This is a genomic window from Aliiglaciecola sp. NS0011-25, assembly GCF_040370605.1.
In the GTDB taxonomy this organism is placed as follows: domain Bacteria; phylum Pseudomonadota; class Gammaproteobacteria; order Enterobacterales; family Alteromonadaceae; genus Aliiglaciecola; species Aliiglaciecola lipolytica_A.
This window is the reverse complement of record NZ_BAABWR010000011.1, coordinates 45,508-59,006: the sequence shown is the minus strand read 5'-3', so window position 1 is coordinate 59,006 and position 13,499 is coordinate 45,508. Positions and strand designations below refer to the sequence as shown.

10 protein-coding genes are annotated in these 13,499 nt (G+C 42.4%); 7 read left to right on the top strand and 3 right to left on the bottom strand.

Annotation, left to right across the window (positions count from 1 at the left end; genetic code table 11):
* Nucleotides 1-21 precede the first annotated feature (21 nt).
* Nucleotides 22-1,602 carry an FAD-binding oxidoreductase gene (locus ABWV72_RS11120; protein ID WP_353370565.1) on the bottom strand — a complete coding sequence of 527 codons (1,581 nt, stop codon included), beginning with the start codon at nt 1,600-1,602 and terminating at the stop codon, nt 22-24.
* Nucleotides 1,603-2,005: 403 nt separating this feature from the next.
* Here ABWV72_RS11120 and ABWV72_RS11115 point away from each other — a divergent pair, with 403 nt between their 5' ends.
* From ABWV72_RS11115 to ABWV72_RS11085, 7 genes are all read left to right on the top strand, one after another.
* Nucleotides 2,006-2,953: a hydroxymethylglutaryl-CoA lyase gene (locus tag ABWV72_RS11115; RefSeq protein WP_342806223.1), complete on the top strand. Its 948-nt coding sequence runs from the start codon at nt 2,006-2,008 to the stop codon at nt 2,951-2,953.
* 37 nt (nt 2,954-2,990) lie between these two features.
* Nucleotides 2,991-3,968 carry a 2Fe-2S iron-sulfur cluster-binding protein gene (locus tag ABWV72_RS11110; RefSeq protein WP_353370562.1) on the top strand — a complete coding sequence of 326 codons (978 nt, stop codon included), beginning with the start codon at nt 2,991-2,993 and terminating at the stop codon, nt 3,966-3,968.
* Between the two features lie 374 nt (nt 3,969-4,342).
* Nucleotides 4,343-6,496: a TonB-dependent receptor gene (locus ABWV72_RS11105; protein WP_216049308.1), complete on the top strand. Its 2,154-nt coding sequence runs from the start codon at nt 4,343-4,345 to the stop codon at nt 6,494-6,496.
* Nucleotides 6,497-6,633: 137 nt separating this feature from the next.
* A complete protein-coding gene (locus ABWV72_RS11100) occupies nt 6,634-7,827 on the top strand; it encodes an FAD-dependent oxidoreductase (RefSeq protein ID WP_353370560.1) in 1,194 nt (397 codons plus the stop codon).
* 8 nt (nt 7,828-7,835) lie between these two features.
* Complete coding sequence (locus ABWV72_RS11095) at nt 7,836-8,582, top strand: maleate cis-trans isomerase family protein (RefSeq protein ID WP_353370558.1); 747 nt, start codon at nt 7,836-7,838, stop codon at nt 8,580-8,582.
* A gap of 1 nt (nt 8,583) precedes the next feature.
* Nucleotides 8,584-9,498 carry a polysaccharide deacetylase family protein gene (locus tag ABWV72_RS11090; RefSeq protein ID WP_353370556.1) on the top strand — a complete coding sequence of 305 codons (915 nt, stop codon included), beginning with the start codon at nt 8,584-8,586 and terminating at the stop codon, nt 9,496-9,498.
* A 30-nt stretch (nt 9,499-9,528) separates the two neighbouring features.
* Nucleotides 9,529-11,055, top strand: a complete 1,527-nt coding sequence (locus ABWV72_RS11085; RefSeq protein ID WP_216049304.1) for an aldehyde dehydrogenase family protein — start codon at nt 9,529-9,531, stop codon at nt 11,053-11,055.
* 108 nt (nt 11,056-11,163) lie between these two features.
* Here the strand turns inward: ABWV72_RS11085 and leuD are convergent, their stop codons facing one another.
* Both leuD and leuC read right to left on the bottom strand, forming a co-directional pair.
* Nucleotides 11,164-11,805 carry a 3-isopropylmalate dehydratase small subunit gene (leuD, locus tag ABWV72_RS11080; protein WP_216049303.1) on the bottom strand — a complete coding sequence of 214 codons (642 nt, stop codon included), beginning with the start codon at nt 11,803-11,805 and terminating at the stop codon, nt 11,164-11,166.
* Nucleotides 11,805-13,232 carry a 3-isopropylmalate dehydratase large subunit gene (leuC, locus tag ABWV72_RS11075; RefSeq protein WP_353370553.1) on the bottom strand — a complete coding sequence of 476 codons (1,428 nt, stop codon included), beginning with the start codon at nt 13,230-13,232 and terminating at the stop codon, nt 11,805-11,807. Before leuC ends, leuD begins: the two co-directional genes overlap by 1 nt.
* Nucleotides 13,233-13,499: the final 267 nt, after the last annotated feature.

Below are 13,499 nucleotides of genomic sequence, written 5' to 3'. Positions count from 1 at the left end.
TTTAGCCTAATAAAAGGGAAGTTATAATCCTAAAGAGCCTGGATTAACAAGTCGCTCGGGATCAACTAGCCCTTTGATACGTTCAATGAGTTGTAAAGCTGTTGGTTTCAGACCTTCTTTATAGGCATAACTCTTTCCTATTTGGAAATGCACACCACCCATCTGACTGAATTTTGCCGCTATTTCTTTTTTTATCTTGGTAACGGCGTCACGGGCTTCGATGTTTTCGTCAAACTTTTTCAATTTATTATAATGGGCCGACTCTACGCTTTTTTCGTGCAATTCGTTGAGACAGTCTTGCCAAAAAAATACCGGCTCAATGACGAATGCATTGGTAGAAATAACCGCAAATAAATAACCAACACCAATATTCAATCGCTCCATTTCAGCTTTGTGACTAGTAAAAATGGCTTCAGCAGCATTAAACGCAGGGATGACTTTTGAGTGAGGGAATTGACCATGAACGGGTACCCAACGCTCACCATTTGGGCCGACCATATTATTTACTGGACCAAAAGGGTTCGCTCGGAGGATTTTGGGAATCGTATTTTCAATCTCTTTACCGTTATTTTTTTTCACAATGGCGCGGATATCATCAAGACATTGTTTTGCCGCTTGTGGTGAACGCTCTTCTACAAATGCATGTATTGAAAAATCAACATCATCCATAAAACCTCTGCCAGCAAACGCTATCTTAGATCCTTGTTTGATGGCTTGGCCAATAGACCCTGCTGATTTCATAAAACCAACCAGTGCTTTAGCATCAGAGGCTAAACTCTCCCGTTGTTTGCGCTGCGCTTGCAAAAACGGATCGAATCCGAAACATTCCATGGCTAAACCACGACGAGAAATTTCACTCATCGTAGTTAATGCATCATCCGAACTCTTAAAGTCCATCGAAATGTATTCTCTGGCAGTTAATTCGGGCATTAAGCGAAATGTTGCCCGTGTTTTAAATCCTAACGAGCCAGTATCGCCAACAAATAAACCAGTTAAATCTGGTCCAAAATGGCGGAAAAAAGGAGTGCCATTGACTTGAGCGGCTGATCCGGTTTCTACTATTGAACCGTCAGCAAGTACGACTTCGATACTGATAACAGAGTCACCTATAGCTCCAAAGTGACCGGATCCCCAAAACATACCATTTTGTGATAACCCGCCACCTACTGTAGCGTAAATTCCTGACAATGTTCCCCAGCATGGAGTACGCAAACCGGTACCTTTCAATGCTTCATAAAGCGCTTTCCATGTACATCCACACTCAACTGTGACGTACATATCCTGTTCATTTATTTCTAGCACTTTAGACATTCTACTCATATCAATAATGATAGAATTGTCTTGTTGCGGCACATATCCACTGGTGTACGACATACCTCCACCGCGGGGGATAGTGATATATTTGTGTGCTGTAGCTGTTTTAACAACGTCAGCTAATTCGCTAGTAGAGCCTGGCTGAACAACGGCAATAGCAGGTTTTTCTTTAGTAAAAACATCTTGCGCATAGAGACTACAAGAATAGGAATCGGTTAAAACGTGTTCTTGACCAACAAATTTTACTAAGCTTTCTAAAACCTGTGATATATCACTTCTGCTATTCACTCTTCGTCTCCAAAAAAGTCTATTCAACTGAGCTAGTATGCGTGTTTGTTAGTGATGTTCAGTTTCAACCTGACACTATAAATCTATTGGTCGCATGCTAAATCTAATTAGTAAAGTACTATTAATATAACAATAAAGCAATGTGTTCAAGAGATTAAACCAGCGATAAAACTAGAATCGAAAAGTTAGGTGTCCATCTGCAGGCATAGTTCAACAAGCTAACTGATTCTTCCAACATAATCACATTAAACTTAAATAAATTTATCTAAATCATATCCTTAGGATTTCGTTGAGGTGCACAAATTGTGCTTTGTTAATGGCTTAAAATGAACCAAGACTAATTTATTTGAAGAAAAAGACCGAATGATATATATTTATATCTTTATTTTGTCGGTGTTATGTTATGAATCCAGATATAGATGTGGAAATTAGTGAAGTAGGCCCACGAGATGGTTTGCAAAGTATCAAACCAATTATGTCTACTAATGATAAAAAACGCTGGGTTAGTGCGTTAGCCGCGGCTGGCATTCCTGAAATTGAAGTCGGTTCATTCGTACCAGCGAGTATTCTTCCTCAGTTAGCTGATACCGCTGAAATAGTCGCTCATGCGCGCACAATTCCGGGCTTAAATGTGGCTGTGTTGGTCCCGAACTATCGGGGAGCTCAAGATGCAATAAAAGCCGGTGCACATAAAATAACTATTCCTTTGTCGGTGTCTGAAACCCATAGTTTAAAAAATGTACGCCGCACACACGCTCAAGTTATTCAAGAAGTTGCAAAAATTCGAGAACTGATTAATCAATCTGATAATCCGCAAAAACCGATACTGGAAGGTGGATTATCTACCGCCTTTGGTTGCACTTTAGAAGGAAATGTACCTGAGTCTAAAGTTTTCGAGATGGCTGAGAAATTAATTGAAGCTGGTTGTGACGAAGTGGGCTTATCGGATACCACAGGCTTCGGTACTCCGAATCAAGTGAAGCGATTAACCCTCGGGATTTGGGATCTAGTGGGCAAAGACAGACTTACAGGTATTCATTTGCACAATACTCGTGGTCAGGGACTCGCTAATGTGATGACCGCCCTCGAAGTCGGCTTGAAAACCATAGATTCTTCAATGGCAGGAATCGGCGGCTGTCCATTTGCTCCCGGTGCTTCAGGTAACATAATCACTGAAGACTTGGTTTTTCTACTTGAGGGTATGGGGTTAAAAACAGGAATCAACTATCAGCGTTTATTGTTAGCTCGAAAAATTCTGCGTGACAGTTTACCTGTTGAAGTTGATTTGTATGGCTTTACACCTGAAGCTGGATTGCCGAAGGGGTTTCAGATGGCCACAGCACAATATTAATTGATTTCACAATGTGTTTCTGCATGAAGTTGCAACTATGAAAATTAGTATAAAAAATGGAACTAGTTTCCAGCAAAATAGTGGCGAAACAATTCTTGATGCCAGTATCAATGCTGGCTATCCGATTAATCACAGTTGCCGGTCTGGTCGCTGTGGTTTTTGTAAGGTGCAATTACTTTCCGGCGAAACTTCTGCGTATCGTGCAGAGCAACTTTTACAGCAAGACAGAGATGACAATTGGATACTCTCATGTTGCCATACCGCGTTGACTGATATTGAAATTGATGCCGGTAATCTTACTCAAGTAATCATTCCTAAAGTTTGTTCGATTCCCTGTGCGATTGATGCAATTGAGTTGTTGAGCCCGACAATGTTAACGGTAACTTTACAGCTACCATTGATAGTTAAATTTATGTATCTAGCTGGGCAATACGTGGATGTATTTACATCAGAGGGACTATCAAGCAGCTATTGGTTGAGTAAAGCGAGTGTAGAGCAGCAAAAAATAGAACTACACATTGCGCACAATGAACTAGATCCTATGCATCAATATTGGTTTCATCAAGCCAAAGTCAAAGACCTTCTTAAACTTGAAGGACCTAAAGGTACCCACTTCTTGCGTGACACTGCCCATCGAGATCTGTTCTTTCTAGCGTTTGGGGCTGGTATTGCTGCTATTACAGCCATGCTAGAAGCCCATGCAAATTTAGCAAAAGACAAGCAAGCTGCAAGTATTACCGTGATTTGGCAAGGTCAACAGCCAGAAGATTTCTATTTTGATGTAGCGCAAATGGATAGTGATATTCGATTTATTCGCACGTTGTCTTCAGCTTGTCCCGCTTGGTCTGGTCAATTGGGTGAAGCGCAAGATGTTATGTTGGGTATGCAACCCCAAATGCACAATGCTGATGTGTATGCCACTGGTCCTGCTTTTAAGTTAGAGCATGCACAAAAAGTATTAAGCCAGCATGCTCTTAATCCTAGACGTTTTTTTTCACAGGCAACCTGTGAATAAGTTTGCGATCAATGTCGGTTTACTTCGGCCGTTCTTTCGTCCTAACCGAAAATGTTCACAGACTTCCAGACTTGCCCGATTCAGTAAAAAGCGCTTATTTCAGCAGTTGAAGAAATCCGAATATTAGTGCGCAAATATTGACAATTGTCATAGTGAAGTGAGTGAGTTAACGGTAGATTAAATCCATCTTGGCGCGATTATATCTGATTAAGTTTAGCTGTAATCCCATATACATCAAGCACTTGTGTTTGCAGTGCAGAGTCATACGAATTTACCCCTTCTTGTCTGAGTAAGGGTGAAGTTTAGTTTAGAAAATAGCAGAAGATATACACATAAAATCTTACTAATAATAATGTAACTTCGGAGAAAGCACTATGAAAAAAGCGAACATAAGCCTCATGATTAAGATGGCCTTGGGGGGCGTTTTAGCTTCCTCAGGTGTCGCTTTTGGGCAAGACAGTCAAACCTCTGATTTAAGCCTAGAAAAGATTACGGTGACGGCACAGCGGAAAGAGGAAAGTATCCAAAGCTCTCCTGTTTCCATTTCCGCACTGGGTCCCGAAGATATTGAACGACTACAAATTGATAATACAAAAGATCTAAGTCAGGTTATGCCCAATGTCATGATTAAGGGGGTTACTGGTGGTAGCGCCGGGATTACGCCTTTTATTCGTGGTGGAGGGGTGACCGATGGTGCACTTATTACTTCTGAGCCAGAAGTGGGTATCTACATTGATGATGTTTATCAACCTCGATCTGCGGCGTCTTTCATTGAATCCCTAGAACTAGAACGCATTGAAGTACTTCGTGGGCCGCAAGGAACACTTTACGGACGTAACAGCTCGTCAGGTGCCCTGAAAATTATTTCTCGGGTACCAGATGATTTATTCCGCTTTAAAAACGAAGTAGGGATTGGTAGCTGGAACGAAATATATGACAAATTTAGTATCAGTGGCCCGCTAAGTGATGACGAAAAGCTGCGCGGTGGCATTACCGGCATGCTGCGCAAGCGCGATGGTGGCCGCCAGTATAATGCAACATTAGATAAAGAGGTTGGTGAAGAAGACTACGCAGGTTTCCAGGGCGACTTATTTTATGAAGGTGAAACGTACACCGCAAGGTGGAAGTACTTTTATACCAATTATGAAAGTGACGGCCTATATGCATCCTCCCTTGACCCTTTTCAAGTTGATAATGAATACGACCAAATACCCTTTACCTCTGGCGAATTCGATACGGTTTTATCGCCTTTTGAATCCTCAACTGAAGATAAACAATATGGTACCAGTGTCCATCTAACCAAACAAATCAGTGATTCCATGAAGCTGTTATCGGTTACCTCATGGTCAAAGTTGCAGAATGATTGGTCTACTGGGTTCAGTGGCGGTGTGGCAAATGCGTTGTTAGGCATAGAAGGTGATGGTTACGTGGAATTATTTTCACGGGATTCCGTCAGTGATCAAAACAGTTTTAGCCAAGAGTTACAATTGCAGGGCGAGGCTTGGGAAAACCGAGTAAGTTATATTGCCGGTTTGTATTATTTTAACGAATCAGGCGAACAAATTGTCAATTCAACGGTTTTCTTCGCCCCTTCCTATGGCGATTTTGACATAGATACAAAAAGTTATGCGGTATTCGGTCAGGCTAATGTCAACTTAACAGACAAACTTGGTTTGATTGTTGGTGCCCGTTATACCCGAGATGAAAAATCCCTTGACGCTACCCTAGAAACAAGTCCGGTAAACCGTGAGGATACCTTCAAAAAATTCACGCCTAAAGTGGCCTTAAACTATCAAGCCAACGACGACTTGTTGCTTTACACAAGTTACACAGAAGGCTTCAAAGCTGGCGGATACAATAGTTTGGCGTCTACACCAGAAGGTCTTAATACGCCCTTTGAGATGCAAGTGATGGATGCTTATGAAGCGGGTTTGAAAAGTGAATGGTGGAACAACCGTTTACGTATCAATGTCGCCGGATTTTTCAATGAATATTCTAGTTTACAACAACAATCTGTAGACGAATTTGGTTCATTTATTACTGAAAATTACGATGCCGAGCATAAGGGTATCGAGGTCGAACTTAATGTTCGTTTAACCTCTAATTTGAATTTATGGGCTAACGGTGTTTCCCAAGATAGCGAATATACCGCTGTCAGTGTTAATGGCGTTTCGTCAAACGGTGGCTTGGTCGGCAACAAAATGACCAATGTGTTTGAGTTTCAATATGCAGCAGGATTGGACTATACACAAGACATTGGTGACGGAACCTTAATGTTAGGCACGAATGTTAATCATCGTGATGATTATTATTCAACAGCAGATAACTCAGAGATTGGTCATATAGAGCCAGTAACATTAATCGATGCTTACGCGGCTTACGCCTATGAACGCTGGAAATTCACTTTATCGGGTAAAAACCTTGGTAATGAAAAATACGCGTTTACCGGCTTTGGCTTTAGTTTGATTCAACCTCGTTTTATGGCCGACCCGATGACGTGGCGATTGAGTGTATCGTACGAATTATAGAAAAATCATCTGGAAAGGTTAGGACAATGTGAGAACCACATTGTCCCTTTATAACGCTTAAACACTCAACATCTAAATGTCTTTGATGTGGTGTTTGATGTAAGCACTTACTCTTTTTGAATAAAGGTGAAATTAATATGAAATCTACACAGATTATTGTGGCAGGTGCAGGCCCTGTAGGGACGGTTACCGCATATCGTCTAGCAAGTATGGGGTTTGATGTCATGTTGTGTGAAGCCGGCCCTAATTGTGCTGTTGATTTGCGCGCATCGACCTTCCATCCGCCTACTTTAGAAATGCTTGATGAGCTAGGCATGGCCGACGAACTAATCGAACGAGGACTGAAAGCGCCGATTTATCATTTCCGTGAACGGGCAACCGGAGAGGTTGTTGAATTTGATTTATCTGAATTAGAAGGTCAGGAAAAATTCCCTTACCGCTTGCAGTGCGAACAACATGTACTAGCCAGTATGGTTGCCGAAAAGTTAAATAATCATCCTAAAGCTGAAGTTCGATTTAGTCACCGAGTGGTCCACTTTGAACAGACCGACGATGGGGTTGAAGTGGCACTAGAAGGGCCTTTTTCGATTGAAAAAGTAAAAGCCAAATATTTGGTCGCCGCGGACGGTGGTAATTCAATTATTCGCAAATGGTTAGGCGTTGAATTTGAAGGCTTTACCTACCCTGAAAAGTTCTTAACCCTATCTACAAAAGTTGAGTTAAAAGACTACATCGATAACCTTGCTTACGTTAGTTACGTGTCCGATCCAAAAGAATGGATGGTACTGCTACGTGTGCCAAGTGTTTGGCGAATTTTGGTGCCTGCTAGTGAAGATCAACCAGACGAGTACTTATTGTCTGATGAGAAGAAAAACCAGGTATTCCGAGATTTAATCGGTCGTGATGATGTTGAGACTGAACATAGAACCATTTACCGGGTACATCAACGGGTAGCTAAAAAATTCAATCACGGACGAGTATGTTTGGTCGGTGATGCTTGTCATATGAACAATCCACTAGGTGGTTTTGGCATGAATAGCGGTATTCATGACGGTTGGAATTTAGCCGACAAAATCAAGTTAAACCTTACCGAAGGTCATGATGACGCTAATTTTGAATTATATGACGCTCAACGTCGTCCAGTAACCCATAGTTTTATTCAAGCGCAGACGATGCAAAACAAAAAGCTGTTAGAGCATAGTCCTGAAGAGAACCATGCAATGCGTTTACAAGAAATGCACGATATCTGCAATGACGACGAAAAACGCTTAGCTTTTCTGAGACGACAAGCCATGTTTACCAGTCTTGAAGAAGCTAACAAAATCAAATAGGAAAAATAATGAAAGACGTACTTGGATACAGAGCTAAATTTGGCGTATTAGGTCCTTCGACTAATACAATTGTGCAACCTGAATTTGATGAAATGCGCCCTGCTGGTGTCACAAATCACTACAGCCGTATCGTAATTGAAAATGCAAAAGCTGTTTCAAATGATAGTTTTATGGCCGGCACCAAGATGATTGATGAAGGTACCGAGGAAGCGGTAAGAGGCGTATTAACTTGTGCACCTGACTACTTAGTTATGGGTATGTCTGCGGTGACTTTTTATGGTGGTGCTAAAGGCGCAGAAGCCTGGAAAAAACGCATTGAAACGTTTTCAGGCTTAAGAATTTCAATGGGGTCAGAGTCACTTATTGCTGCGATGGAAGCTATTGGTGGAATTAAAAAGGTAGCCTTTTTATCGCCTTATTTCCCAGTTGCAAACAAAGAAGTTGAAAACTATTTGAGCGATTACGGATACGAAACTGTGCGTGATATTCCGTTACAACGTCCTAGCTGGTTGAGTATTGCTGAAACACCGTTTTCAATGTCTCGCGATACTGTGAAGAAACTTGATAGCGATGATGTTGATGCAATTATACAAGTTGGTACTAACCTTTGTATGGCAAGACTTGCGCCTAAATTAGAACTTGAATTAGGTAAACCAGTTATTGCGATTAATACGTCCACTTATTGGCATGCATTACGTGCATACGGCATAACCGACAAGGTTAGCGGTTTTGGACGTTTGTTAGAGGAGTTTTAAGATGGAGTATGATTACGTACCAATTAGCGAACGTGGTCAATTAAAATGGCCCGATGGTAAAAAAGTCGCTTTGATTTTAACCTTCAATCTTGAAACTTGGGATCTGACTAAGGACACCGACGAGCCTTACTATGCTGGTGGTCCAGCAGTATTGCCGGATACTTTGCCTGGTAATATTCCTGATTTTCCAAATTTCAGCTGGCGTGAATACGGTCAGCGTGTTGGCATTTGGCGTTTATACGAGCTATTTGATGAACTTAAAGTAAAAGCCAGTTGTACGACTAATGCAGTCACTTTTGAGCGTCGTGCTGCTATGGTGCAAGCTTGTTTAGATCGTGGGTGGGAATTGATTACCCATAACTACGAGCAAGGTGAATTACTTACTAATTTCGCACATCAGCCAGAAAAAGAGCAAGAAGTTATCTCTCGTTCAATCGATATGTTTGAACAATATGTTGGTAGACGTCCGATTGGTTGGTTGTCGTCGTCATTGCGCGGTACGCTAAATACGCCAGCTATTCTTGCTAAAGAAGGCTACAAGTTTTATTGCGACATTATGAACGATGATCAACCCTTTATGATCCGCACTGATAACGGCCCAATAGTGTCAGTTCCTTACTCTAATGAAATCAATGATTTCACTATCATAACTCGCCGTGGACACACTACCGACGAGTATAGAGATATTTTGATTGAAGAATTGAATGTACTGTATAAAGAAGGTGCAACTCAGGCTCGTATCATGAACGTTGGATTACACCCTCATGTTACCGGTCGAGCTTATCGGATTAGAGCGATTCGAGAGTTTATTGAATACGCAAAAACCTTACCTGATGTTTGGTGGACGACACGAGAAGAGATTGCTGATTGGTATTTAGAACATCAGCAAGAACATCATATTCCTGGTCAAATATAAGTCGAACTGAAATCCAATAAGGAGCCTTTTATGACGAATGCAATACTAAACGACGGCGTTATTCCAGAACCGCAAACTCAAGCAGTACGCGATTTACTTGCGACAACACCTGATAAGCAGCTGTTCATTAACGGAGAGTATTGTTCGCCTAAAAGTGGCCAGTATTTAGAAACCTGCGATCCTGCTACGGGTAAAATCATAGCGCGCATCGCCAATGCGAATCAGGCTGATGTGGATAATGCGGTCGCCGCTGCACAACAAGCATTAAAGGGTCCTTGGGCAACGATGACACCTATGGAACGCAGCATGATTCTAAATCGTATCGCTGATTTAGTTGATCTGCATATGGATGAATTATGCGAATTAGAGGTGCTTGACCAAGGTAAGCCATGGTTTGTGGCACGTTGGGCGGAAGTGCCAGCTGTCGCGGGACAGTTTCGCTTTTTTGCCGGACAAGCACTGACCCTTGATGGCAATACGTTGAACCCATCAGTGAATTACCAACCTGAAGGTAAACAAGTTCATGCCTGGACTGTGCGCGAACCTGTGGGAGTGGTCGCTGCCATTACCCCTTGGAATTCACCGTTAATTCTTACTGCCATGAAGTTAGCTCCAGCGCTCGCCGCAGGCTGCACCATAGTGCATAAACCCGCAGAACTAACTTCGCTCACAGCATTACGTTTGGCCGAGTTAATTACTGAAGCGGGCGTACCACCTGGGGTAATGAATGTTGTGACCGGTGACGGTGCGCAGTGTGGAAGTGTGTTAGCCAGTCATGCGGGTGTGGATAAAGTGGCTTTTACAGGTTCAACAGCTACTGGTCGCGCAATAGTCGAAGCCAGTAAGCAAAATTTAACCCGTGTTACGCTAGAGCTAGGTGGTAAATCGCCAGCCATTGTACTCCCAGATGCTGACTTAGATTTAGCTATTCCAGGCATTGCCAATGGTATCTTTTTCAATGGCGGTCAAGTGTGTGTGGCGAATTCGCGAACCTATATCCATCGTTCTATTTTCGACAAAGTTGTTGAAGGTATTGCAGCTTATGGAGCAGGTTTGAAAGTAGGGCATGGGTTAAACCAAGATACGCAAATGGGACCTGTTGTTTCTGCTCAACAAGCGCAAAAAATTGAGCAGTATATTAAAGGGGCGAAAGCTGAAGGTGCGACTATTTTAACCGGTGGTGAACGTTTCGGCAGTGCTGGGACTTTTATACAGCCCACTGTGGTTACAGGTACAAGCACCACCAGTCCTATTCATTGCCAAGAAGTCTTTGGTCCGGTAATTGTTGCAGAACCTTATGATGACATTAACGAAGCGTTGCAGTGGAGTAATGACAATGAATATGGTTTAGCGGCGAGTGTTTGGACTGAAAATTTATCGACTGCCCATCGTTTGTCTCGTCAGATACAAGCCGGAACCGTTTGGATTAATACCCATTCTATGTTTGACCCTGCGATGCCTATCGGTGGAATGAAAAACTCTGGTTATGGTCGTGACAGCGGCAAGCAAGCCATGGATAACTATTTGGAGTGGAAAACGGTGTGCGCCGTTTTGTAGTGTTAATTTACACTCTGTAGTAAATCAGAAAGCGGATATTGATGTTTCAGTATCCGCTTTTTTAATTGCCCTAGCATCTGTGTTAGACGCTAGGTTAATTGATTGTTGTTAGTTGCTAAACAACCATTTTTCAGTGGTTTTCAATTGGTCTTCAAAACCTTGGATGGCACCTTTTTGCAGCAGGGTTATTGATATTTCATCGTGCCCTTGTAACAAATTTTGGCGTCTAGATTCATCAACAGTAAATGACCAACTGTGCTCAGTTCCATAACTCACTTTACAATTTTCTAAGTCAACAGTAAGTTGAATTGCGTCATGTTGTGCCGTTAGCTTGAATAACTTATCAACTACATCTGAAGGTAAAACAACGGGTAATACGCCGTTTTTGAAACAGTTGTTATAGAAGATGTCAGCGAAGCTAGGCGCAATTACCGCCTTGATTCCATAACCTTTTAACGCCCAAACTGCGTGCTCTCTGCTTGAACCACAACCAAAGTTTTCCCGCGCAATAAGAATGCTGGCATCAGTATATAGAGGGTTGTTCAAAACAAAGTCTGGGTTAGGTCTGCGGGTTTTAGTGTCTGTCCTGACATCACCAGGATCTAAATAACGTAAATCATCAAATAACCAATCGCCAAAGCCAAATTTACTAATCGACTTTAAATATTGTTTTGGCAGGATTGCATCAGTATCGACGTTGCTGCGATCAAAAGGTAAAACAGTACCTGTGTGAGATAAGAATTTTTCCATTATTGGACTCCACCTTCAGTGATATCGACAAAATGACCAGCAATAGCTGCAGCCGCAGCCATCGACGGGCTTACAAGGTGGGTTCGTCCACCACTGCCTTGACGTCCCTCAAAATTACGATTTGAGGTAGAAGCGCAATGTTCTCCCGTCATTAAACGATCGGCATTCATCGCTAAGCACATAGAACAGCCAGGCTCACGCCATTCGAAACCGGCAGCCAGAATGATTTTGTCTAAACCTTCAGCTTCAGCTTGTTGTTTGACTAAACCAGATCCAGGTACCACCAAAGCTTGTTTGATTGTTTTGGCAACCTGCTTACCTTCAACTACTTGCGCAACAGCGCGAATATCTTCGATGCGAGAGTTGGTACAAGAACCAATAAAAACACGATCTAAGTTAATATCAGTTATTGGTTGTCCGGCGCTTAATCCCATGTAATCAAGGGCTTTTTGATAGTCTTCAGATTTCCCTTTGAACAGGTTTGGATTGGGGATTAACTGATCAACAGATATCACCATCTCTGGTGACGTTCCCCAACTTACTTGCGGTTTTATATCTTGCGCATTAAATTGAAATTCCACATCAAATTTGGCATCTGCATCACTATGCAATTCTCGCCACATAGTCGTCGCTTCTTGCCATTGTTCGTTTTTAGGCGCAAAAGGACGACCTTCAATGTAATCCTCGGTAACCTGATCATAAGCAACTAGTCCCGCTCGAGCGCCAGCTTCGATGGCCATGTTGCATACTGTCATGCGGCCTTCCATGCTTAAGCCGCGGATGGTTGAACCAGCAAACTCTATGGTAAATCCAGTGCCAGCGGCAGTGCCTATTTTACCAATAACATAAAGCACAACGTCTTTGGCAGTAACACCAGGATGCAGTTCACCGTTTACTTCTACCAGCATATTTTTGGCTTTGCGTTGCAGTAAACATTGGGTGGCTAATACGTGATCGACTTCGGACGTACCTATACCCACTCCCAATGCGGCAAATGCACCGTGAGTTGCGGTGTGAGAATCGCCACAGACTATTGTCATGCCAGGCAGTGTTAGCCCTTGTTCTGGCGAGATGACATGCACTATTCCTTGACGTATATCCTTAAGATCAAATTGCTGAATATTGAAGTCATGGCAGTTATCATCAAGGGTTTTTACTTGGATTCGCGATATGTCATCGGCAATACCTTCGATGCCTTCTTCGCGACCAGTGGTAGGTACATTATGATCTGGTGTAGCAATAACTGAGTCACGACGCCATGGTTGCCGGTTTGCTGCGCGCAATCCTTCAAAAGCCTGGGCTGAGGAAACCTCATGTACTATGTGCCTGTCTATGTATATCAACGACATGCCATCTTCAGAAGTCGTTATACAGCGACGTTCCCAAAGTTTGTCGTAAAGGGTTTTAGGGTTATCTTGTTTAACCATTTAATCTATTCTCCGGATTTCGTTTACTGGCAATTTGCATTTAAATGACTGAAACCAACCGCCGGTTTTGCAGCCATGCTTGATTTGATTTTATCTTTTCGTTACCTAACTTTAAGCGTGTTGGAATGAAGGCGTAATAGACGCTCGAAGATGGATTTCTTCTATGCAACGGGCTTCAATTTCGTCAATACTGTCACCGTGATTGGATAGTGAAATTTGGCCACCTTATTCACAAAGCGTTTCTCGTACTGTTGCTATGGCGTTTAA

What these genes read in the sequence shown, in the direction of transcription:
- ABWV72_RS11110 (WP_353370562.1), top strand. Translation starts at nt 2,991, where the DNA reads ATGAAAATTAGTATAAAAAATGGAACTAGTTTCCAGCAAAATAGTGGC.
- ABWV72_RS11095 (WP_353370558.1), top strand. Translation starts at nt 7,836, where the DNA reads ATGAAAGACGTACTTGGATACAGAGCTAAATTTGGCGTATTAGGTCCT.
- leuD (WP_216049303.1), bottom strand. Translation starts at nt 11,805, where the DNA reads ATGGAAAAATTCTTATCTCACACAGGTACTGTTTTACCTTTTGATCGC.
- leuC (WP_353370553.1), bottom strand. Translation starts at nt 13,232, where the DNA reads ATGGTTAAACAAGATAACCCTAAAACCCTTTACGACAAACTTTGGGAA.
- ABWV72_RS11085 (WP_216049304.1), top strand. Translation starts at nt 9,529, where the DNA reads ATGACGAATGCAATACTAAACGACGGCGTTATTCCAGAACCGCAAACT.
- ABWV72_RS11115 (WP_342806223.1), top strand. Translation starts at nt 2,006, where the DNA reads ATGAATCCAGATATAGATGTGGAAATTAGTGAAGTAGGCCCACGAGAT.
- ABWV72_RS11090 (WP_353370556.1), top strand. Translation starts at nt 8,584, where the DNA reads ATGGAGTATGATTACGTACCAATTAGCGAACGTGGTCAATTAAAATGG.
- ABWV72_RS11100 (WP_353370560.1), top strand. Translation starts at nt 6,634, where the DNA reads ATGAAATCTACACAGATTATTGTGGCAGGTGCAGGCCCTGTAGGGACG.
- ABWV72_RS11105 (WP_216049308.1), top strand. Translation starts at nt 4,343, where the DNA reads ATGAAAAAAGCGAACATAAGCCTCATGATTAAGATGGCCTTGGGGGGC.